General features: G+C 43.5%; 18 protein-coding genes. All 18 read left to right on the top strand.

The genetic code is table 11. The features are described 5' to 3' along the window. Nucleotides 1–291 precede the first annotated feature (291 nt). The 18 genes from WJR50_RS20735 to hypF all read left to right on the top strand — a co-directional run bounded on the left by WJR50_RS20735 (nucleotide 292) and on the right by hypF (nucleotide 23,535). Nucleotides 292–1,608 carry a prolyl oligopeptidase family serine peptidase gene (locus WJR50_RS20735; protein ID WP_341295234.1) on the top strand — a complete coding sequence of 439 codons (1,317 nt, stop codon included), beginning with the start codon at nucleotides 292–294 and terminating at the stop codon, nucleotides 1,606–1,608. Nucleotides 1,609–1,741: 133 nt separating this feature from the next. After that, complete coding sequence (locus tag WJR50_RS20730) at nucleotides 1,742–2,227, top strand: (2Fe-2S)-binding protein (protein WP_341295233.1); 486 nt, start codon at nucleotides 1,742–1,744, stop codon at nucleotides 2,225–2,227. 43 nt (nucleotides 2,228–2,270) lie between these two features. Beyond that, entirely contained in the window at nucleotides 2,271–4,457 is a 2,187-nt protein-coding gene (locus WJR50_RS20725; protein ID WP_341295232.1) for a xanthine dehydrogenase family protein molybdopterin-binding subunit, read from the top strand. Between the two features lie 376 nt (nucleotides 4,458–4,833). Next, nucleotides 4,834–5,409 carry a GFO_1088 family ECF-type sigma factor gene (locus WJR50_RS20720; protein ID WP_341295231.1) on the top strand — a complete coding sequence of 192 codons (576 nt, stop codon included), beginning with the start codon at nucleotides 4,834–4,836 and terminating at the stop codon, nucleotides 5,407–5,409. 79 nt (nucleotides 5,410–5,488) lie between these two features. Next, nucleotides 5,489–6,457, top strand: coding sequence for a FecR family protein (locus tag WJR50_RS20715; protein ID WP_341295230.1), 969 nt, complete (start codon nucleotides 5,489–5,491; stop codon nucleotides 6,455–6,457). Between the two features lie 83 nt (nucleotides 6,458–6,540). Then, on the top strand, nucleotides 6,541–10,023 hold the full coding sequence (locus WJR50_RS20710) for a SusC/RagA family TonB-linked outer membrane protein (protein ID WP_341295229.1): 3,483 nt from the start codon (nucleotides 6,541–6,543) through the stop codon (nucleotides 10,021–10,023). Between the two features lie 11 nt (nucleotides 10,024–10,034). Continuing rightward, on the top strand, nucleotides 10,035–11,693 hold the full coding sequence (locus WJR50_RS20705; RefSeq protein WP_341295228.1) for a RagB/SusD family nutrient uptake outer membrane protein: 1,659 nt from the start codon (nucleotides 10,035–10,037) through the stop codon (nucleotides 11,691–11,693). Between the two features lie 65 nt (nucleotides 11,694–11,758). Beyond that, entirely contained in the window at nucleotides 11,759–13,315 is a 1,557-nt protein-coding gene (locus tag WJR50_RS20700) for a sulfatase family protein (protein ID WP_341295227.1), read from the top strand. Nucleotides 13,316–13,477: 162 nt separating this feature from the next. Further along, nucleotides 13,478–14,347 carry a sugar phosphate isomerase/epimerase family protein gene (locus WJR50_RS20695; RefSeq protein WP_341295226.1) on the top strand — a complete coding sequence of 290 codons (870 nt, stop codon included), beginning with the start codon at nucleotides 13,478–13,480 and terminating at the stop codon, nucleotides 14,345–14,347. 351 nt (nucleotides 14,348–14,698) lie between these two features. Continuing rightward, nucleotides 14,699–15,658 carry an NADH-quinone oxidoreductase subunit B family protein gene (locus WJR50_RS20690; protein ID WP_341295225.1) on the top strand — a complete coding sequence of 320 codons (960 nt, stop codon included), beginning with the start codon at nucleotides 14,699–14,701 and terminating at the stop codon, nucleotides 15,656–15,658. A gap of 112 nt (nucleotides 15,659–15,770) precedes the next feature. Beyond that, on the top strand, nucleotides 15,771–17,360 hold the full coding sequence (locus WJR50_RS20685; protein ID WP_341295224.1) for a nickel-dependent hydrogenase large subunit: 1,590 nt from the start codon (nucleotides 15,771–15,773) through the stop codon (nucleotides 17,358–17,360). Nucleotides 17,361–17,428: 68 nt separating this feature from the next. Continuing rightward, nucleotides 17,429–17,932 carry a hydrogenase maturation protease gene (locus tag WJR50_RS20680; RefSeq protein WP_341295223.1) on the top strand — a complete coding sequence of 168 codons (504 nt, stop codon included), beginning with the start codon at nucleotides 17,429–17,431 and terminating at the stop codon, nucleotides 17,930–17,932. Further along, a complete protein-coding gene (locus tag WJR50_RS20675; protein ID WP_341295222.1) occupies nucleotides 17,920–18,237 on the top strand; it encodes a hypothetical protein in 318 nt (105 codons plus the stop codon). Before WJR50_RS20680 ends, WJR50_RS20675 begins: the two co-directional genes overlap by 13 nt. A gap of 12 nt (nucleotides 18,238–18,249) precedes the next feature. After that, nucleotides 18,250–18,540 (top strand): hypothetical protein, encoded by a 291-nt coding sequence (locus tag WJR50_RS20670; protein WP_341295221.1) that lies wholly within the window; start codon nucleotides 18,250–18,252, stop codon nucleotides 18,538–18,540. Further along, on the top strand, nucleotides 18,515–20,035 hold the full coding sequence (locus tag WJR50_RS20665) for a tetratricopeptide repeat protein (protein ID WP_341295220.1): 1,521 nt from the start codon (nucleotides 18,515–18,517) through the stop codon (nucleotides 20,033–20,035). The genes WJR50_RS20670 and WJR50_RS20665 overlap by 26 nt, the downstream gene beginning before the upstream one ends. Further along, on the top strand, nucleotides 20,028–20,387 hold the full coding sequence (locus tag WJR50_RS20660; RefSeq protein WP_341295219.1) for a hydrogenase maturation nickel metallochaperone HypA/HybF: 360 nt from the start codon (nucleotides 20,028–20,030) through the stop codon (nucleotides 20,385–20,387). Before WJR50_RS20665 ends, WJR50_RS20660 begins: the two co-directional genes overlap by 8 nt. A gap of 37 nt (nucleotides 20,388–20,424) precedes the next feature. Then, nucleotides 20,425–21,141 (top strand): hydrogenase nickel incorporation protein HypB, encoded by a 717-nt coding sequence (hypB, locus tag WJR50_RS20655; RefSeq protein WP_341295218.1) that lies wholly within the window; start codon nucleotides 20,425–20,427, stop codon nucleotides 21,139–21,141. A 3-nt stretch (nucleotides 21,142–21,144) separates the two neighbouring features. Then, nucleotides 21,145–23,535 carry a carbamoyltransferase HypF gene (hypF, locus tag WJR50_RS20650; RefSeq protein ID WP_341295217.1) on the top strand — a complete coding sequence of 797 codons (2,391 nt, stop codon included), beginning with the start codon at nucleotides 21,145–21,147 and terminating at the stop codon, nucleotides 23,533–23,535. The last annotated feature ends 2 nt before the right edge of the window (nucleotides 23,536–23,537 follow it).

Raw genomic sequence — 23,537 nt, 5'->3', positions numbered from 1 at the left:
CTGTTTGCCAATACTTAGGTCAGCATTTGAAACGAAATACTGAACTTACTCTTTGAACCGCTTTAATATTTTTCTGGACTAATATTCAGGCTGGCTGCTCTTTTTGTCCTTCCCCTCTTGCTGATCAATGAAGGGCAGGGGTAAAGATTTACTTTGAAAAGGGCAAATATTTCACTGGTAATGCTTCTCCGAAAGAAAAACATGATATATTTTGGAGTGGTTAGCTGATGGATATTCTCCGTAAGAAGGATAGGAATTATCATCATAAATATTGAAAAACAACAACCTACTATGATAAAAAGACTCCTCATTTTATTGACTTTTGTTTCAGCCGCGTATACCAGCGCTCCCGCATTTGATAGGTCGGATACTCATTACGATATTAACACTCCTCTGGCAAAAGGAGAATATACGGTCATTATTGAAGGATACGACTGGGGCGGAGCTGTTAGCAGGGCCGTTCTTTCTTTGGAAGAGACGGTTACCTCTGCCAATCATCAGAACTATTCAGTTAAGGTGGAACGCAAAACCGAATGTGTGGACTTGCCTGCTGAACAGGCATCAGGTGAGCGCAAAGTGGTGTATGCTTATGTCTCTGATGCTCAGGGAAATGTAGCTTCCGAAGGTCAGCATGTTACCCTGGTATTTGAAGTAGCTCCTAACAATCCCCTGGCTTCTCCCATTCAGTATTCCAGAAACGAGAAATGTAGTGGCAATAATTGGGTAGATTATTCCATGACTATCACGGATAACTCTTCTAACCAAAGCTGGAATACTGAAGTGAATCGCATCATGCCGCTGATTGACCGCTTTGATCTAAGTGGTAAATTTACGCATGCTGATGTCAGCCTGACTTACGCTTCCTATATGCCTGAGTCTGGTAGTGAAAAAACACCTTTGCTCATTTGGTTGCATGGAGGAGGAGAAGGCGGTACTGATCCTGCGATCCCCTTGATTGCCAACAAGGCGGCTAATTATGCTTCTGATGAGATACAGGCACTTCTGGGGGGTGCTTATGTGCTGGTGCCTCAGACCCCCACCCGCTGGATGGATGATGGTCAGGGTGGTTCCACCAGTGGTCAGGTTAATGATAAATACAATGAAGCTCTGATGGCTCTTATCCGGGATTATGTATCCGACAATCCGAACATTGACCAGGACCGGATCTATGTGGGAGGCTGCTCTAACGGCGGTTATATGACATTGAAGCTTCTTTTGCTTCATCCCGAATATTTTGCGGCGGCTTTTCCCAGTGCCTTAGCCTATCGGTCGCAGTATATTTCTGACGAGCAGATTGAAAGCATCAAGGATATTCCTATCTGGTTTGTCCATTCCAAAGACGATTCTACCACAGTTGCCAAAAACACGGTAATCCCGGTTTACGAACGTTTGCAGGCGGCCAATGCAGAAAATGTGCATCTTTCTTTGTATGATCATGTAGTAGATATTACCGGCTTTTTTGGTGGTGATGACTATCATTATCCCGGGCACTGGTCATGGATCTATTCTCATGCTAACGAATGCAGACGAGACAGGGACGGTTCGCTGGTAAAACTGAATGGCAAACCCACTACTATTATGGAATGGCTGGCCGCTCAAAGTAAATAGCAGAGGCCCTTTGCTCCAGATTTATTAGACTAAACTGCTCTAATAAAACTGGAGAATAGCTACATTGATGAGTTTTCATCCCAACAGATTTTTCGTTACCTTAATTGCATCATTACACTATACTTTTCACGCTATGCCTACCTACTCGCTAAAGATCAACGGACTGACACAAACGGTGGAGACAGATGCCCAAACCCCTCTCTTGTGGGTAATCCGTGAGCATCTGGGATTGATGGGGACTAAATATGGTTGCGGTATATCCCAATGTGGTGCTTGCACTATCCATGTGGATGGCCATGCCATGAAAGCCTGCGGCTTACCAGTCTCAGCCATGGCGAATGGTCAGGAAATCACGACCATAGAAGGACTTTCTGAAGACAGCTCACATCCCCTGCAAAAAGCCTGGATAGAAGCTCAGGCTCCTCAGTGTGGCTATTGCCAGTCTGGTCAGATCATGCAGGCGGCTACCTTGCTGAAGAGCAACCCTAATCCCAGCCGGGAGGAAATTCTTACTCATATGAGAGGTAACCTTTGTCGTTGTGGCACCTACATGCGCATTGTCAAAGCCATTCAACTGGCAGCTAAATCCGGACAGGAGCAAACTTCTGTCAACGACTAATTGCAGTTCACTGTCCAGTATTTTCAATTTTTATGCAAGCACTATGAAAACGCCAACTCCTACAAATACTAAATCTTCAGGCATCTCTCGTCGTAAGTTTCTGACCAAAGCCGGAGGCGTTACCATTGGCATTACTGCCTATAGCTTTACTTCCCGACTTACTTCCGCTAGCCCCAATTCAGAAAAAAAGACCGAAACCAGCGAGCTTACCGCCTGGGTACGCATAGAACCCGATGGGCAAATTACCATCTATAATCCTGCTGCTGAGATGGGGCAGGGTACCATGACAGCATTGCCAGTGATTGTGGCAGAAGAAATGGATGCTGACTGGTCAAAAGTCCGAATAGAGAATGCGCCTATTGAACCTGATATCTATGGCTTAGAGCGCTGGGGCGGTAATAAGATTATGCTGACCGTAGGAAGCTGGTCAGTGATGGGTTATTTTGACAGCTTACGACAGGCTGGCGCACAGGCTCGCTATATACTGCTAAATAGTGTAGCAGATCACTGGAAGGTGCCGGTATCTGAATTAAGCACTGAGCCAGGTTGGGTAGTGCATAAAAAGAGTAATCGCAAAGCTAACTATGGCGAGATCACTTCTTTTCTGAAGGCCCCGGAAACTATTCCTGAGATTCCTGCTGAACAGCTCAAACGTCCTGATCAGTTTCGCTTGATCGGTACAGTGATGCCTCGTTATGATATTCCTGCCAAAGTGAATGGCTCGGCAGTATTTGCTATGGATGTGCAACTACCTGATATGTTGTATGGCGTGATTGAGCGAGGAAATATTCATGGTGCCAAGCCCAGTCTGCAATATGAAGATAAAATCCGCTCTATGGATGGAGTAGTAGATGTGGTTATGCTGGATTATGGAGTAGGAATCGTAGCAAAATCAATTGAACAGGCGCTCAATGCCAAGAAAAGACTGAGAGTAGAGTGGAGTGAAGATACCAAAGCCCGCGGGCATAGCAGTGAGGAAGATTTTGAAAAATATGAAAAAACGGCTACTGAGGGTCAGACAGGTGAGGTGTTGGGGGAAGAGGGTGATTTCCAGCAGGCATTTTCTTCCGCAGCCAAAACCTATGCTGCCGATTACAAGAATGATTATGTGTACCATGCACAGATGGAACCGTTGAACGCTATTGCCTCAGTATCTTCCGATGGAAGTAGTGCTGAAGTCTGGGCAGGCACCCAGGGGGCAGGTTCAGTGGCAGAAGCTGTTGCCGGAGCATTACAAATTGATACTTCTCAGGTCACTTTTCATCAGCACTATTTGGGTGGGGGCTTAGGGCGGCGCTCCAATCACGATTATATCCTGGAAGCGGTGCATTTATCCAAAGCAGTCACCAAACCAGTAAAGCTTATCTGGACCCGTGAAGATGATTTGCGCTACGGTATGTATCGGCCGATGTCATTCCAGCGTCTGCAAGCCAGCATAGATGCTTCCGGAAATTTAAGTGGTTTGTCGCATTGTGTAGTGGGAGATGGCGGCGGATTGCTAACCAGTGGAGCTAAGAATGAGTTTTACGCCATTCCCAATCAGCGACTGGAGCTACGGGCAGTAGACAATGGAGTCCGGCTAAAGCACTGGCGTTCTGTAGGGCATGGACCTAATAAATTTGCTATTGAGTCTTTCATTGATGAGATCGCCACTGGCCAGAGCATTGATCCCTATACGTTTCGTAAGCAACTTATGAAAGACTCTCCCAGAGCACTGCAAACACTGGAAAAAGCAGCAGCAATGGCCCAATGGAATACGCCACCTCAGGAAGGCCGTGCCAGAGGCATCGCTTTCGGTGAGAGAAGCGGGTCCTTATGTACAGGCATTTGTGAAATCTCACTGGATAGAGAAAAAGGAAAAATCAAAGTCCATCATTTCTGGTCAGCAGTAGATGCTGGTATAGTAGTACAACCGGATAATGCGGTCGCCCAGATGGAAGGTGGGATCATCATGGGAATGAGTAGTGTGTTGGAAGAAAGCATCAGCATTAAAAATGGTGAGGTACGACAGTCCAACTTCAATGACTATCCTTTGTTACGAATTACCGATATTCCGGAAAGCATTGAGATTGCGATTATTCCTTCCGAAGAGCCTCCGCAGGGAATAGGGGAGGCGAGCCTTCCGGTAGTTGCCGGAGCTATCGCCAACGCTTTTGCATCCCTTACCGGAAAGCGGCTGCGCCATCTGCCTTTTACTCCTGAAAGGGTGAAAGAAGCTTTGAATGCCTGATCGTAGAACTAGGTTACTTTGAAGCTTACAAACTAACCTGCCAAACGGTGGCCCTTCATTTTTGAAGTAAGGGGCCCGGACTTACTAAGCGGAAAAGGGCAATTCATTATTGCCTTTGTAAAAAGGCTATGTGGTGAAGATAAACCTCAAATATTTAGCGGATTGGGCATCGCCGAAAAGCCTTTTTTTCTTGATTACTATTATGCTTGTACCTTGTTTACAGATTCAAAATTCATCCGCCTTTGTATCACTTTAACTTAAATTTAAACACTAATAAATTTAAAATAAGCCATAAATTTTAAAGAGTTAGAAAATATAGCTTGAAAATCAGCTTTGTATTTTTAATTTAATAACAAAGTATATTAACTTGCTTCTAATGATAGCAATTAGCGAAAAGATATTATTCCATCAACTGAAGCTAGGGAATGAGTCCGCTTTTGAACAAATCTATCATCTCTACAAACGTCCTCTCTTTAATTTTGCACTTCGTTACATTAAGGATCAAGCACTGGCTGAAGATGCCTTACAGGAAATTTTCATCAAACTATGGAACAACAAAGAAAATCTAGATGAAAAGTTGTCCGTTAAAGCATTTCTGTTTACCTGCTTAAAAAACCATCTTTTAAATGTAATCAGAAGTGAGCAAAAACGTATCAAATACGCTGCTTTAGCCTCAAGTGAGAAATCTGTAATAAATAATCATACGGAAGAAGAAGTATCTTATCATGATAGTATAGCAATAGTAGAAAAGGGCATTAATAGTCTTTCTGACCAAAAGAAAAAAATCTTCCGGCTTAAAATCATAGAAGGCTACTCCAACCAGGAAATCGCCGATAGTCTGGGGATTTCAGAGCATACGGTACGTTCTCAGGTGTCTAAGTCCAGTAAATACATGCGTGAATTTCTTAACAAAGCCATCACAATACTTGTCTCTCTAAACTTCTTCTTTTGATTTAGTTTCAATTATTTTCCCATCACTATAATCGAATCGCCAGGCAGCGGTGTACTTACTAAAAATAACATAGTAAAGTATGCAACAACTGCTGATCAAATATCTGGAAAACAAATGTGCCGCTCATGAGCTAAATCAGGTGTTGAACTACCTACAAACTGAGCATGGACAACGGCATTTGGCAGATCTGATGGATCAGGAAATCAATGTCAATAGTATAAGTGAAGAGAAAGATGCTGACTATGAAAAAGTTTTTGAGCGAATTAGTAATCATATTAAGCAGGATGTCCCTCAAACCAGTTCCGGTACGGTTTCACTTCATAAAAAATGGTACAGAATAGCTGCTTCTATTTCCGGAATTTTACTCTTGGCAGCTATCGGTTTACTCTTTCTGAATCAGAATGACACCGTTTATCAGACTGCTTATGGGGAGACAAAATCAATTAACCTTCCTGATGGCTCCTCAGTCACATTGAATGCGAATTCAAGCCTATTGGTAAAAAATAACTTCTCTAAACAAAGAGAAGTGTGGTTGGATGGTGAGGCTTTTTTTGAAGTGGAGAAAACCAAAAATCAATCTGATAATGAATATGTAAAGTTCATAGTGCATACTGACAGACTTGAGGTTGAAGTCATCGGAACTTCATTTAATGTGCAGAACTGGAAAGAAAAAACCCAGGTAGTACTCAAAAGCGGAAAGGTACAGCTCAAGTCAGGTGAAAATGAAGTATTGACTATGGAGCCCGGTGACCTGGCAGAGGTCTTAGCAGATGACTCATCTATTCAGAAAAAAATTGTCAACCCCGAGGTTTATTCATCCTGGACAGATAATCAACTGCTTTGTAATGATACTCCTTTCAACGATTTAGCTAAAGCCATTGAAAGGAGGTTTGGTAAAAAAGTAGTTTTTAAGGATAGTACGCTACAGTCATTAGAAGTCAGCGGAACGCTACCATTGCACAATTTATCTCTGCTTTCTGAAGTACTTCAAGAATCTTTATCCATTAAAATACAGGCAAATGATGACACGCTAATCATAAGTAAGTAGAAAAATGACCTGCCCAATGACCCTGCGGCTAAACTAGGTAATGAGCAGGTAGAGTTTCAAACCCTAACCTAAAACTAATCATTATGAGGAAATTTTTATTCATTGCAAGCAAAATACTACTGGTTTTGATGTGCTTTATCAGCTTCAGTGCATATAGCCAACATTTTGCAAACAACCAAAACGTTGGAGCAATCAACTTTTTATCTCAGGATAATAAAAGTACCACGCTTAAATCTTTGTTATTGACCTATGAACAGGAGTATGAGGTAAGTATTGTCTTCAACAGCAGAGAAATAGGTGATCAGAAAGTAATATTACCAGACCGGCAGCAAGAAAATCTTGAGTCAACACTCAAAGAAATATTAGAGCCATTGGGATTAAAATTTAAAAAGATTGATGAACGCATATATGTGATTCAGGCTAATCAATATAAAAAGGAGGAGCTCAAAAAAGTAGATATCAATAATGCATTTGCTTACAACTCCAAAAATCATATTGCTAAGCATACCATTGGCACCCCGAGAATATCCAAAGTTTTACTCCTTGAACAAACAATCAGTGGACGGGTGACAGACGGTGAATCAGGTGAGCCATTACCAGGAGTGAATATTCTTGCTAAAGGAACGAATATGGGAACGGTAAGTGATGCAAACGGTGACTATAGGCTTACCGTCAGTGATGACGTTAGCATTTTAGTATTTTCATCTATCGGCTATACTGCTGAAGAAGTTGAGATCAATGGTCGGACAAGTATTGATCTGGAACTCATGCCGGATATCAAAGCGCTATCAGAAGTTGTAGTCGTAGGTTATGGTACGCAGGAAAAATCAAAATTGGTAGGCTCTGTTTCACAGGTCAGCAGTCAGGCAATAAACGACCGGCCCGTGCCTCAATTAAGACAGGCGCTTACCGGACAAATGCCTGGCGTTACTATTACCCAAACCTCAGGACAACCAGGAAACCAGGGGGGTAATATTCAGATCCGCGGAGTTAGCTCAGTAAATTCATCAAATGCACCACTGATTCTGGTGGATGGGATTCCGACTTCTTCTTTCAATGATATTGACCCCAATGTTGTAGAGAATATTTCAGTACTTAAGGATGCTTCTTCGGCAGCTATATATGGGGCAAGAGCTGCCAACGGAGTGATACTGGTGACTACAAAAACGGCGAAGTCTGATCAGTTGAGGGTCACCTACAATGGTTATGCCGGTATACAGGTACCTACCGAATATCCCGAATACGTTAACTCTTGGGAGTACGCTGAGTTGCTTAATGAATCAAATGCCAATGATGATCTTCCTCCGGCCTATTCTAGCGATGAAATAGAGCTTTTCCGAAATGGGACCGATCCCGATAATTATCCCAACAGTGACTTTATCAATCGGGTACTAAAGAAACAGGCAGCCCAGACAGGTCATAATATTACCATTTCCAATGGTATGGGTTCGTCAAATTATCTGCTTTCTTTGGGCTACCTGTACCAAAACGGAATTATAGATGATAACAACTACAATCGTTATAATGTGCGTCTTAATGTAGTTTCGTCCATAACCGATAAAATCAAGCTTACTTCACGCTTGGCTGGTGTACAGGTTTACGACGAGCAGCCTTCAGGCCCTGCTACTTTAGGAAACGCTGCCAGTATGCTGGGCATCATCGGACAAGCGGTGCGTTATCCGGCGATCTATCCTATTCGTTTATCCAACGGAGATTGGGGTGGAGGTTTTGAACAGAGCGGTACCCCCGCTTCATTTCTGGCCAGCGATAGCTATTATGAACAGAAAAGCACTGACCTCTTTCTCAATATGCAGCTGGACTGGGATATCCTCCCTGACTTAAAGTTTTCACTCATTGGGGGATATACTTACTTTAATAATCAATGGGAACGCTTCTCTGCTTCACAACAAATATCCCCAACTAATATATTAGAACCTGCTACCCTCAATACAAATTCAGCAGGACGATATTACCGTACGCTGCAGCAGCTTCTGTCCTATAATAAGATTCTGGGTGATCATGAGGTTACCTTACTAGTAGGGCATACCTACGAAACTGAACTTTTTGAAGAAAGTACTGCCTTTCGTCAGGGCTTTCCTAACAATGAAATTACAGTACTGGACGTAGGTTCGGCTGAAGGCATGCAAAACAGCGGACGCGCCGAAGAATGGGCCTTGGATTCTTACCTCGCTCGCTTGCGCTACAGCTATCAGAACAAATATTTGGTAGAAGGGGTAGTAAGGCATGACGGCTCTTCCCGCTTTCCGCCTTCCAAGAAATACGCTACATTCCCTTCCGTAGCCGTGGGATGGAGAATATCTGAAGAAAGTTTTATGGAAAGTGCTTCTAACTGGTTAGATGAACTTAAATTGAAAGCCTCGTGGGGAAGACTAGGAAACCAGACTGTTAACAGTAATAGCGGAGGAGTATATCCGTACCAAAACATATTACAGACTGGTTACAATTACCCTTTTGGAAATTCTATCAATACAGGAGTGGCTCGGGTAAACATCACAGATAGTAATTTAACCTGGGAAACGACAGAGTCTATTGATATAGGATTAGAAAGTAGCTTTCTCAAAAATTCGCTAAACTTTAGCGTCACCTACTTTGACCGGGAAACTTTTGACATTCTGCTTTCCCCGGGAAGTAGTGTATCTAATACGCTTGGTTTTGGAGTAGGTGTTCAGAACTCAGGCCGCTTAGAAAATAAAGGATTTGAATTTACGCTGGGGCACCGGGGTAGTTCTGGAGAATTTACCTATAATATCTCATCCAACTTTACGATCCTGAATAACCAGATGCTGGATTTGGGTGTAGGTAATATAGTACAGCCCAACGGACTGATCGGTAATGGAAGTGATCTTTTTGTAGGAGAGCCACTAGAGCTTTACTATGGCTTGGTAGCCGATGGTCTTTTTATTGACCAGCAGGATATTAACGAATATCCCGATCAAAGCGCAGTCAATACCACACCAAATCCAGGTGATATTCGCTACAAAGATATCAACGGACCCGATGGTGTACCGGATGGCCAGGTAGATGCTACTTACGACCGTGCTGTACTGGGAAGCCGTATTCCTAAATATAACTATGGAATTAATCTGGCAGGTGGGTATAAAGGCTTTAACCTGAGTATACTTTTGCAGGGAGTAGCTGAAGTAAATGGTCGCTTGGATAATGCCGCTGGCTACGCATTTTTTAACCAGGGTAGCATACAGCGCTGGCAGGCTGAGGAACGATGGAGACCTGATAACCCCAGCCGTAATGCTGAGTATCCGCGTTTGGAGACCATCCCAAATGGAGGAACTGCAAATTCTTTACTTTCTTCCTATTGGGTACTGGACGCTTCTTATCTGAAGGTGAGAAATGTTCAGTTAACTTACAGTTTACCTGCTTCATTGCTGGAAAATCTCAAACTACAGGCATTGCAATTCCGACTTAGTGGTGAAAACTTGCTGGCTTTTCACAATTACCGGGATGGGTGGGACCCTGAGCTCAACACTTCTCTGAATTATTATCCTATTCTGAGAAATTATACCCTGGGAATTAAAGTAACCTTTTAAACGACATTCTGATGATACATATAGCAAAATTCTCATTCAAAAGAATCTTACCCTGTCTCATTACAGTAATGATGCTGTTTTCCTGCGCTGATGAACTGGACCTTCAACCTCTGGACTCTTTCTCCAATGAAACCTTCTGGACCAGTGAGTCTAATGCATTACTGGCACTTACCGGAGTTTATCGGGGTAACATTCAGCAAAATAACAACCCTGAATTTCGTGCGAACGATTGGTGGTCGTACTACGGATTGCTATTTCTGGATATGGCCACTGACAATGCCTACGACCGGCGTGGGGACAACGCTCCCTTCAGCCGATTAAGCAATGGGCAGATGAACTCTAATAATGTCAATCTGCTGGCCCAGTACTGGGAGCGGAGTTATCAGAAAATTGCCAGAAGCAATTATTTCCTGGAGAATGTGGACAAAACCCCTGCGGCTCCTGAGGTCATTGAGCGTATGAAAGCGGAAGCCCGTTTTATGAGGGCAGTACAGTATTTTTATATGTCACAGTATTACGGCTCAGTGCCATTGGTTACGAGCACTTTAAGTATAGATGAAGCCAATACACTGACAAAAACTCCCAAAAGCGAGATTGTTGCGTACGTAATTGATGAATTCTCCGCAATTGTAGATGCACTGCCCCAGGCCTCAGAAATGCCAGCAACAGAATTTGGAAGAGCTACCAAACAGGTTGTGCTTGCTTTTTTAGCTAGAATGCAACTGGCAGAACAACGCTATAGTGATGCGGCCGCAACTTATGAGCGCATCATCAACTTCGGTGATCATAGCATAGACCCGGATTATGAAAGTTTGTTTAACGGCACAAATGAGTCAAGTCCGGAAATCATTTTTTCAACCATATATCTTTCTGACCTGGCGGGTAATGGACTTTTGCAGCATGGATTCCCGGCAGTTCGCGGAGGGTGGCATATATTCAATCCCTTAGGAAGCCTGGTAGAATCTTATGAATTCATTGACGGAACACCCTTTTCTTACGAAAACCCACTTTATAATCCTGAGGATGTACGAGAAAACCGTGACCCTCGCCTTGGCTATACAGTACTAGTAAACAATCAGGAGTTTGGAGAAGCGATGTATATCACGCATCCAGATTCTGTAAATTCAATTGATCAGCTCACCACTACCCGCCAGGCTACCCGTACCGGCTTCGGTATGAAAAAGTTTATGCTGGAAAGCTTCTCAGGTGATCTGGGTAATTCAGGAATAGACTTGCCGATCATTCGTTATGCTGAGATTTTATTAGGTTACCTGGAGGCCAAACTGGAAGCTGGAGATCCTATAGATCAAGGCTTATTAGATGCTACAATCAATCAGGTGAGAGGAAGGGCAAGTGTAAATATGCCTCCAGTGACCGAAACTGATCCTGATGCACTGAGGACTATTCTTAGGAGAGAACGTAGAAACGAATTTGCTTTTGAAGGAATACGATATTGGGACCTGATCCGGTGGAGAACTGCTCATGAAGTTCTGCAAGGCAGTTTTTACGGGGCTTCATTTCCTGATGCAGTCAACTTACGACAAGATGGAGAAGAAGTAGATCCCTACAGCCGCTGGTTTGTCACCAGAAAGAGTTTCAGAGAAGATGTTGATTATCAATGGCCAATTCCGCAGGGAGAAATCAATATAAATCCTAATTTAGCTGATTAATCACCAGTATGGAGTCTGTGAAGAATTCACGGACTCCAATAAGTTTTAAATTCTACTCAATTTTTATGAAGCTACTGACACAATTATTAGTTTTTTTTATAAGCATTTTATTTTGGAATTGTGCCTCTGAACCTGATACCACTACAAGTAATGAAACCACTCCTCAGCCACCCAATATTGTGGTGATTTACATGGATGATCTGGGCTATGGCGATGTGAGTGCTTATGGCGCTACTGAAATTTCTACCCCTAACATGGACAAAATTATTAACGGTGGGGTAAGGTTTACAGACGGCTATGCGTCTTCTGCTACCTGTACTCCCAGCCGCTTTGCTTTACTCACTGGCGTGTATCCCTGGAGAAACAAAGATGCCAAAATTCTACCCGGCACCGCTCCATTAGTGATTGATACTTCGCAAATTACTATCCCCAGTATGCTGAAAAATGTGGGTTACCAAACGGGTATTGTGGGGAAATGGCATCTGGGCCTGGGAACAGGTAATGTAAACTGGAATGAACATGTATCCCCCGGACCCAATGAAGTAGGTTTTGACTATAGTTATATTCTGGCCGCCACACAAGATAGAGTACCTACGGTTTATATTGAAAATGGAGATGTAGTAGGCCTTGACCCTGATGATCCTATACAAGTGAGCTATCAGGAAAATTTTGAAGGTGAACCCACCGGTAAGGATAATCCTGAACTGCTCAGTATGAAATGGCATCATGGACACAATAACAGCATTGTGAACGGCATTCCCCGGATTGGATTTATGAAAGGTGGTGAGGCAGCAAAGTGGAGTGATATAGATATGGCAGATCATTTTCTGGCCAAAGCACAGGAATATGTCAAAGCTCATAAGGAAGGGCCTTTCTTCCTGTATTATGCACTTCAGCAGCCCCATGTGCCCCGCACACCTCATCCCCGTTTTGTCGGTAGCTCCGGCATGGGACCCAGAGGAGATGCAATTCTGGAAGCAGACTGGTGCATCGGTGAGTTTCTGAAAACCCTTGAAGAAGAAGGGCTGATGGAAAATACAATAATCGTTTTTTCCAGTGACAACGGTCCGGTGCTTAATGATGGCTACTATGACGATGCGGTAGAGAAACTGGGCGATCATACCCCCGCTGGTCCTTTGAGAGGAGGCAAATACAGCCTTTTTGAGGCAGGTACCCGTGTGCCTTTTGCAACCTACTGGCCGGGAAAAATTGCACCTAAAGTGTCTGATGCCTTAGTTTGCCAGTTGGATTTGCTCTCTTCTTTTGCCGCACTGGTAGGCAGTGACCAACAGGCGAGAGATAGTGAAAACTTACTGGATGTATTTATGGGTGAAAGTGATGAGGGCAGAGATCAGTTAGTATTGGAAGCAACTTCACGCACCGCCTTCAGGCAGGGAAATTGGGTCATGATTCCTCCCTATCAGGGGCCGGCAATCAACGAGATGGTGGATATAGAACTGGGCAATAATGAAGAATATCAGCTATATAATCTAGCGGAAGATTTAAGCCAACAAAACAATCTGGCTGAAGCCAATCCAGAAAAGCTCAAAGAAATGGTCCAGGCTTTCCAGCAGATACGTGGAGATTCTGCCGAAGGACTGGAAGATTTGGAGCTAAAGTGAAATATACACTGGTTGAATCAGCTTTATCTTAACTTAACGATGCTCATCAAATTGATGTATTAGTTTAATTGAAAATCGCTGTTGAAGTGTAAATATTGGAAAAAGCTTAATTTAGGCCAATTTTTAATTTTTGTAAATTAGAATAAACTAATACTACATACGATGAAGGCACATATTACAAAGGGGATATTGATCGTCACTCTTATCTTATCCATAACTTTACCTGGCTATTCCCAGGATAGGTTTGGTGGAATGACACTTTATACGCTGCGAAACGAAATGGGCTCAAACCCTCATGAAACGCTAAAAAAAGTATCGGATATAGGGTATAAGTATATTGAAGCAGTAGATTATCAGGATGGAAAATTTTACGGTATGTCTCCCCAGGCATTTCAGAAAGAACTGAATGAACTGAGAATGATACCCCTTAGTGTTCATATGGGAATGGTGACCTTGGATAATGCAGATAAGCTTATCGCAGATGTAAAAGCAGCAGGCTTTCAGTATTTTGTGGCTCCGGTACCGCCCATGGGACTTTTTAAATTTAATCCTGAAAACCGAACGCTTTCTATGAGCGATGACCTTGATTCACTGGTTAACATATTGAGTGCAATAGGAAAGAAGTGTAAAGCGGCTGGTTTAGAATTTTTGTACCATAACCATAACTTTGAGTTTGAAGAAAACAAAAATGGTGTAGTTCCCATAGACTATATGCTTGAGCATCTGGATGCTGAAAATGTAAATTTTCAAATGGACCTCTATTGGGTAAGCAAGGCAGGAGCAGACCCAGTGGCATATTTTGAAAAATATCCCGGACGGTTTAAGCTCTGGCATGTCAAGGATATGGATGAGCAGGGTAGATTTGCTCCTGTAGGAACTGGAAAAATTGACTTTCAAAGAATTCTTGATAAGAAGGAGGTTTCAGGTATGGAATACTACATCGTAGAACAGGACCAGACTTATGATGGTTTGGAGCCTTTAGAAGCGATAAAAATTAGCCACGAAGCACTGGATAAAATTGGGTTTAACTAAACCCCGAAAGCAAAAAATGATGATTCCCTGGAGATTTCCTTCAGGGATTTTTTTTTCTATTAATGTCCTTAGTAGATATGATAATTATGGACTTAAGAGTAACGAAAAGATTTATGAGGGGGTCTATACTTTGTTTAAAGTAAATTTATTAAAAATAAACAAAGAAGCTCCATATCTTTTTCTATTTAGATGCTCCTTTATTTACAAAATGTCTAATAAATTTGGTTTGATTATAATTGATTGATTGATTATTTGTAATAATTTTAAAATGACTATAAATATCTTTTATCGTTTGAATAATTTCAAAATATAGACTACATTGATGTTACTACACCTAAAACTATCTAATCTATGGCAAACGTACTTTGGTTACAGGGCGGGGCCTGCAGTGGTAACACTATGTCTTTCCTTAATGCAGAAGAACCCACTGTAGTTGATCTTGTCACCGACTTTGGGATTAATATCCTCTGGCACCCCTCAATAGGATTGGAAATCGGAGAACAGGTTTCCGAACTTCTTAATGATTGCATCTCTGGTAAAATTCAACTGGATATTCTTGTTTACGAAGGCTCCATCATTCAGGGCCCTGATAATACCGGGGCAATGAATTACTTCGCTGACAGGCCCATGATGGAATGGGTAAAAGAGCTGTCAGCTGCGGCTCAGTTTGTCGTTGCTGTTGGTGATTGCGCCACCTGGGGTGGTATTCCAGCAGTAGAGCCCAATCCTACTGACTCTACTGGTATGCAGTTCCACAAAAAAGCTAAAGGTGGATTTCTGGGCGCTGATTTTATTTCCAAAGGAGGCCTTCCGGTTATAAACCTCCCCGGATGCCCTGCTCACCCCGACTGGATTACCCAGATATTGGTAGCCCTGTCCGTTGGAAGAGCCAAAGATATACTGATTGACGATTACCAGAGACCTAAGACTTTCTTCACTTCCTTTGTGCAGACCGGTTGCCCCAATGTCAACAATTTTGCCCAGAAAATAGATGGCGGATTTGGTAAGCGAGGAGGCTGCCTGTTCTACGAAGTAGGTTGCCGTGGACCCATGACTCGTGCGTCCTGCAATAATATTCTGTGGAATAGGGTTTCCAGTAAAACCCGCACCAATCATCCCTGTCTGGGATGTACTGAGCCGGGCTTTCCTCACAATGACCTACAAAAAGGTAGTGTTTTTAAGACCATGAAATACCTGGGAGTCTTCCCTAAAGATGTACCGACCGGTGAGAGCCATTTCAAATACTACGTCAGAGCAGGCTGGGAAAAAGTTCTGCCCGTCAATAAGAAAATTACTGAGACATCTAAATAATCCATCCAGCTATTGGTGAAGGGATCTTGAAAGGGTTGTTGACCTACTCTTGCATTACCCATTCTGACCAATAATGGAACTCCATAAGTAAACATATTTTAATTCATCATTTATGACTACCAAAGAATTAAATATATCTCCAGTGGGAAGGGTTGAGGGAGATCTGGACGTAAAAGTATTCATTGAAAAAGGACAGGTAACCAAAGCCCATACCATGTCTTCTATGTTCAGAGGCTTTGAAAAAATCATGCAGGGTAAAGATCCGCAGTCCGGTCTGATTGTTACGCCCCGTATCTGTGGTATCTGCGGAGGTTCGCATCTCTACTGTGCCTCCTCAGCACTGGATACCGCCTGGCAAACCACCTTACCCCCTAATGCTTTGCTGTTACGGGCCATCGGGCAATCCTGTGAAACCATACAAAGTATTCCTCGCTGGTTCTACGCGATCTTCGCTACGGATATGGCCAATAAAAAATTCGCTAATAAACCGCTATACGAGGAAGTAACCCGACGCTTCGCTGCTTATATAGGTACCTCTTTTGAAAAAGGGGTAGGCATTTCAGCCAAGCCAGTAGAGGTTTATGCACTTTTCGGTGGGCAATGGCCACATTCCAGCTATATGGTACCTGGCGGGGTGATGTGTGCACCTACACTGAAAGATATCACCCGGGCGCATGCCATCCTGAACGAATACCGACAGAACTGGCTGGAGTCAGTCTGGCTGGGCTGCTCTATAGAGCGATATATGCAGATTCAGACCTGGGATGATCTGATGGAGTGGGTGGAAGAAAATGAGTCTCAACGCAACAGTGACCTGGGCTTAATGATACGTGCCGGGCTGGAATTTGGTCTGGACAAATTTGGGCAGGGAGTAGGTCGTTTTATGGCTTATGGGACCTATCTGCATAAGGATATGTATAACAAGCCTACGATAGAAGGTAGAAACGATGCCCTCATCTGCCCCAGCGGATTTTACAATGGTGAAGATTATGAGGTTTTTGACCACCTCAATATCAAAGAGCATGTCAAGCACTCCTGGTATAAGGACTATCAGGCAGCGCATCCCTGGGATGAGCCTATTCCTGAACCGGTTCCTTCTTCAGTGTTAGAGCATACCAAGTTTGATGGTAAGTACAGCTGGTCAAAGGCTCCCCGTTACAGAAACTATGCGGCTGAAGTTGGTCCACTGGCCCGTTGTGTGATGTACGGCAATCCCGCAAACAAAGCACATCAGATTCAGGATCCACTCTTTCGTAATATCATCAGGGAAAAAGGGCCGAGTGTACTGGTAAGAGTTTTGGCAAGAATGCATGAAGCTCCAAAGTATTATACGCTGATCAATGATTGGCTTTCCCAGATTGATCTGGATGCTGAATTCTACATCAAGCCAAAAGAAAGAGATGGCAAGGGGTTTGGCGCAACTGAGGCAGCCCGGGGAGCATTGGCGCACTGGATAGAAATTGAAAACGGTGTAATCAAAAACTATCAGGTGGTGGCGCCTACTACTTTCAACATCGGACCTGGTGATGATCAGGACAATATGGGACCTATTGAGTCTGCTCTTACAGGTACCGAAATAGAGGATGAACATGATCCGGTAGAAGTGGGCATGGTCGCCCGCTCTTTTGATTCCTGTATGGTATGTACAGTACATGCACATGATGGTAAAACAGAAGAAGAACTGGCGAATTTCAAAGTATAAAAGAGCTACATATCTGCCAGCTTTCCGAAAGCTGGCAGATATGATTTCTATATCAATCAGTTAGTAGTATGGTACAGGGCAATATCACTTCTTCCATCACCAAGAAAACTGTCATCATGGGCTTTGGCAATCCGGTAAGGAGAGATGATGGCGTGGGCGTATTTGCCGCTCAACAGCTGATGAAAGAGATGAAAGGAGAAGATAAGGTAAAAGTACTGGATATGGGTACTTCCGCTTTTGAAGTACTGTTCCAACTGCGTGGTTTTGAAAAAATCATCCTCATAGATGCAGTGGTGCATTCGGGTGAGCCTGCCGGAACGGTTTTCCGCATGCCTGCCGAGAAGGTAAAAGCATCTATACAGGAAGATCCTCTGGTATTCCTGCATGCCATGAAGTGGGATCAGGCGCTTTCCTATGCCCGCAAAATACTGCGTGATGATTTTCCCGAGGACATTACAGTATATCTGGTTGCTGTAGATGATACAGCTATGGATGATCATATGAGTGAGATAGCCTGTGAGGCAGCTCAGAAGGTGATAGCATTAGTGAAAAATGAATTATGTGTCTCCTGAAAATACAGGCACAACACCTTTGGCTCAATCATGAGCTGGTGAAGCAGTATTTCAGAGAAACGGAGCAGGTAATCGTGGCTTTCGTGGCAAGTGGGCCACATCTGTTAATCGCTCCCGCTCCGGCAACAGTACTGATCAAAGTGCATCCCAAGGCAAGTTCTCGTCTCTTTAAGCTTAAAAACCTGAAAGGAGACAGAACAATAAGCCTGCATGATTTCTTTATAGACTATAATCTGGCGGATTCTGACAAGCCACTTGACTATAATTTTGTTGAGAAGCTGGATGCTATAAAGGTTACACTTTGATTTTTTTGACTGATGCCGAATACCAGGGGCAATTTGGACGATCTACAGATGCTCAGCGACGGAAGCTGGCTTTATGATACTGAGGTAAAAGTGATGATCCCTTACCGCAAAGGACGCTGGGTCGTCTATCTCATCTTCGTTTCTTTAGAGACACCTTTTAAGTTTATTAAAAGAAGGATCAATGACTACAATTCGTTGACAAAAGCTAAGCTTTGTGCGCAGCTCTACCGACGAAATGCGAGTAAAGATCCGAGAGGTAATCTAAAGACAAACCTGAATGATCTTAATATTTGTAGAAACTGACTTACTTGAAGAAGCCGAAAGGACCATAGCACAGGAGGAGGGATTGCATGAACTGGTACAAATTACGAACAGGGCCGAAGACCAATCAAAGGCAAGCTTATTAGTGCACCGGCAGTTTATCCAGGTGTCGCTGAACTGGCGTCAGGGTATACCTCCTTACCTGATCACAAACCAGCTATCTTATCACCCGCAAAATTTGCTGGGACTGATTTTTTTACAGTTAGGGGCCTACGAAAAAGCAAGTCTTTATCTGGAAGAATATCCACAGCTCACAGAAGCTTTACTGGCAGCGCAGCAAATGCAGTATGGAAATATATCACATATTCAGCCCACTGCATTAGCCAATGCTAACAAACTTTCAGTATTTGACCACTATCGTCAACTACACAACCAGGCAGTACTGCTTCATTACGGTGGACAGCAGCAAAGCCACAATTTGGAAGATGTAGTAAAATTTTATGGAAAAGCACTTGCTGCTGCTCCTGATGATGAATACTATGCCTTTACGAGTCGTCAACTTTCCGACCTCTTGCTGGATACAGCCAGGATAGAACATGCTGAAGAAATAGTCCGTCAGGCCTGGCAACGTATATTGAGTGAACAGGCACATCATGCACTGCAATTCAACCTGATACAGATCCTGATAAGAAAACTACAGCCTCCTTATCCAAAAATACAACTGGCAGAAATTACCGTATTGCTCAAAGAAAATCTGAGTTACTACGAAAAAACTGCTCAGTCGCTGGAACTGGGTATGCTGAGCATGGATGCGGCCTGGGTAGCCCAGCTCAAAGATAATTTCTCTGAAGGACTGGCTTGTATTAACCAGGCAATCCGTCTATTTGAGAAAGAAGATGTACCTGAGTTGGAAGGAGATGCCTGGATACGTAAAGGAACACTGCTGTACGCATGGGCACAAAAAGGACAGCCTTTTCATCAGCAGGCGATTGACAGCTACCAGCATGCCCTCAAAATTTTCTCTCAGGATGCTGCCCCATATGTCTATGCGGATATACACCATCACCTTGCACTGATCTACTCTGAGATGCCCGCTTCCCGCGAAAAGAAAAGCATGCTGTATGCGATTGCCAGCAAGTCATTTCAGGAAGCCCTGGCATTTTTTACCAAAGCTCAGTTTCCTTACGAGTACGGCTGTGTCTGTAACAATTACGGTAATGCATTGATCAAATTTCCACATTCAAATTATCAAAGTACTACCGAAAAAGCTTTGTCTTATTTTGAAGAGGCACTATCGGTAAGGCATGCGGAGCAGTATCCCTACGAAAGAGCCACCAGCCTGCTTAACATGCTGGAAGCTTACTGGCAGATACCGCTGGATACCCAGGATCGTAACCTCAACCTGCAGCGATGGAGTCAAATGTATACAATGGCAAAAGAAGTTATCAGCCTTATTCCGGATAAGGATTCTGTATTGAGAGAGCAGGCAGAAAATCATTTATCGTCACTGGAAAAAGCTAAGAACAGTTATGCATGAAATATCAATAGCCCGAAGCATGATACGCTCACTTGAAGCTGAACTGGATGAAGCACAACAGCAGGCGTTACGTGAAATAGTACTGGAAGTAGGAGAACTCTCTTGTGTTGAGCCTATTCTGATGCAAAATGCCTGGGAGGCAGTCAGCCTGGGATCTACATACGAAAATGTAAAGCTGCAAATTGATAAGATTGCTACCGAAGTCTACTGTAGTATTTGCAATAAAAATTTCTTTGTACATAAGCACCGTTATGTCTGCCCCGATTGTGCAACCCCTTCTAACCAAATTGTGAAAGGTAATGAACTGAATATCCGGCAGGTCAAACTTGAAGAATCACCCTCTGAATCCTAAGCGCAGAAAAAATCTAGAAATTTCAACATTTAAAAGCATGAAAAATAACCCAATTACTCCTAGAGGCACCGTACAAAGCCATGATATCTCCATCAACTTGCTCAAAGCCAATGATTTTGTAGCCGATGGAATCCGCAAAGAAATGAAAGGGCGAAATATTCTGCTCATCAACCTGGTTTCTTCTCCAGGAAGTGGTAAAACTGCCCTGCTGGAAGCTACAGCAGCAAAACTAAAAGACAAGCTAAAAATGGCAGTTCTGGTGGGAGATCTGGAGACGGAGAGAGATGCTGACCGCATCAAGAAGCAGGGGATACCCGCTCTGCAGATTGTGACTGGTGGTATTTGCCACCTGGAAGCGCAGATGATCCATCAGGTGCTGGACCAGATCCCCCTGGACGAACTGGACATACTTTTCATTGAAAATGTTGGCAACCTGGTCTGTCCTTCCTCCTTTGATCTGGGCGAAGATATTCGCGTCACGCTTATTGCTGTCACGGAAGGTGATGATAAGCCCAAGAAATATCCAAAGATGTTTCTTACCAGCGACATGATGATGGTTACCAAAATGGATTTGTTGCCTTATGTTCCTTTCTCACTGGATGCTGTGACCAAGGATGCCCGTGAAGTCAATCATGAAATTGAGATTATGATGGCTTCCAGCCTGAAAGGTAATGGTGTGGATGAATGGTGTGATTACCTGATGACTAAAGCGAAGGAAAAGAAAAGTCAGGCAAAAGTAACCATAGCAGAATAGAACATGCAAAGCTGGCATATCCATATCAGCGGGCGTGTACAGGGGGTTGGGTTTCGCCCCTTTACATACCGCCTTGCTACCTCCCTGAATCTCAAGGGTAGGGTGCAGAATGGTATGGATGGCGTGCATATTGATGTCAATGCTGAGGAAGAAATACTACTGGACTTTTGCCTGAAAATTAAAGACAAGGCCCCTGCCATTGCCCAGATTGGCTCACTCACATATGTGGAAAATAAATGGCAGGAATACACTACCTTTGAAATTGTGCAAAGTGCCTCCAAAGGGCAGGCTAATCTGCTCATCACCCCTGACCTGGCAATGTGCGAAAGTTGCCGACAGGAATTACATGACCCCGATAACCGCCGTTTTCAATATCCGTTTATCACCTGCACCCAATGTGGTCCCCGCTATTCCATTCTACAGGCTTTGCCATTTGACCGGGAGAATACCAGCATGGAGGCTTTTGCTATGTGTTCCGAATGTGAGGCAGAGTATACTGATTTTGACGCTCAGCCTGAAATTTCACAGCAAAGAATAAAAGCCAATTCCCGATATCATGCCCAGACCAATTCATGTGGTAAGTGTGGCATTAAGCTTAGTCTTTACCACCTCAATCCGAAACATGATTACCCCCAGTTGGTAGAAGCTCAACCCGAAAAACTTATCAAGCAAACAACTCAGCTTATACTTGAGGGAAAAATCGTTGCTGTTAAAGGGATAGGAGGTTATCTGCTAATGGCTGATGCTACCTCTAAAGATGTGGTGCAGCGACTTCGCCAGAGAAAAAGGCGTCCTGCTAAGCCTTTTGCCCTGATGTATCCTTCACTTGAGACTATTCGTCAGGATGTTTATGTCAGTGAAAAGGAAGCTGCTGAACTTCAAAGTTATCGCTCTCCGGTCGTACTGCTTAGGCTGAAAAAAAGACCAGCTTCAGGCATAGCTTTACAGCAGATTGCCCCTGGCTTGACAAAGCTGGGCATCATGCTTCCTTATACCCCACTTTTTGAGCTAATACTGGAAGCAGTGAAAAAGCCCTTGATCGCTACCAGTGCAAACCTAAGCGGGTCACCAATTTTTTATAAGGACAATGAGGCATTAGAAGAGCTAAAGGGTATTGCTGACTATGTACTGATCAATAATCGTGAAATCTGCCTTCCACAAGATGACTCGGTGATGCAATTTACTACACAGCACCAACAAGCGATTATGCTGAGGCGCTCCCGTGGTCTGGCTCCTGCTTTCCACCTGCCTCAAAAAAGTAAACTGGTTGCTCTGGACTGTCTGGCGATGGGAGCGCAGCAGAAGAGTAGTTTTGCACTTGTTGCCCACCAGCAGTTGTATTTGAGCCAGTACCTGGGTGAACTGTCCAACTATTATACGGCAGCAGCCTATCAGCAGACGCTAGCTTATTTTCTTAAACTTTGCCAGGCTCAACCTCAATGTATCCTGGCTGATCTTCATCCCGATTATTTTGCTACCCAACTAGGACAACGTCTGGCTAAGGAAAAAAACATTCCGATCTACTATGTACAGCATCATCAGGCTCACTTTGGTGCAGTACTGGCAGAGCACAATCTTTTGGAAGCAGATGAACCTGTTCTCGGAGTTATTTGGGATGGGACAGGACTAGGTGATGACCAACAGATCTGGGGGGGAGAGTTCTTTACTTTTGCGGAGAAGAAGATAGAGCGTACGGCACACCTGAATTATTTCCCGCAACGCTTTGGAGATAAAATGGCGTATGAACCTCGTCTATCACTGCTTTGCTTGGCAAATGGTGATGCTGCCTTTGATGAGGTTCTGAAAACCAAATTCAGTGCTCAGGAGTGGAGGCTTTACCAGAAGTTGATCAGCAAACAACCTGCTGTACAAACCTCCAGTATGGGACGTCTCTTTGATGCAGTAGCTTCACTGCTTGGTCTTTGCGATATCAATCAGTATGAAAGTCAGGCGGCAATTCTTTTGGAACAACAAGCTGCTACTTATTTAGGTCGTCATGACTTGATGCCCGATGAAGGCTATCAATTCTTTTATCAGCCAGGAGTATTTAACCTAAGTCTTTATACTATGCTGGAGGATATGCAAGAGGGGAGAAGCTGTGGAGAAATAGCCGCCCGTTTCCATCTGGGGCTGGTGAACCTGATCAGAGAGGTTGCTGAAAAAGAAGGAATTCAACAATTGGCATTTAGTGGCGGTGTTTTTCAGAATGCCTTACTCATTGATTTGATCATCACGCATCTCAAAGCTGATTTTACACTCTACTTCCATCAACAGCTTTCTCCTAATGATGAAAGTTTGCCATTGGGGCAAATTGCCTGCTACTGGCTGAGCCAGGAAGCGCTAAAAACAACTAGTATGGCTAATAATTTTCAAACTGAAACTTTAAACTTTTAACT

The sequence above is a fragment of the Catalinimonas locisalis genome, from assembly GCF_038039535.1.
GTDB lineage: Bacteria > Bacteroidota > Bacteroidia > Cytophagales > Cyclobacteriaceae > Catalinimonas.
The sequence above is the reverse complement of the archived record's forward strand: the minus strand, read 5'-3'. Positions and strand labels throughout refer to the sequence as shown.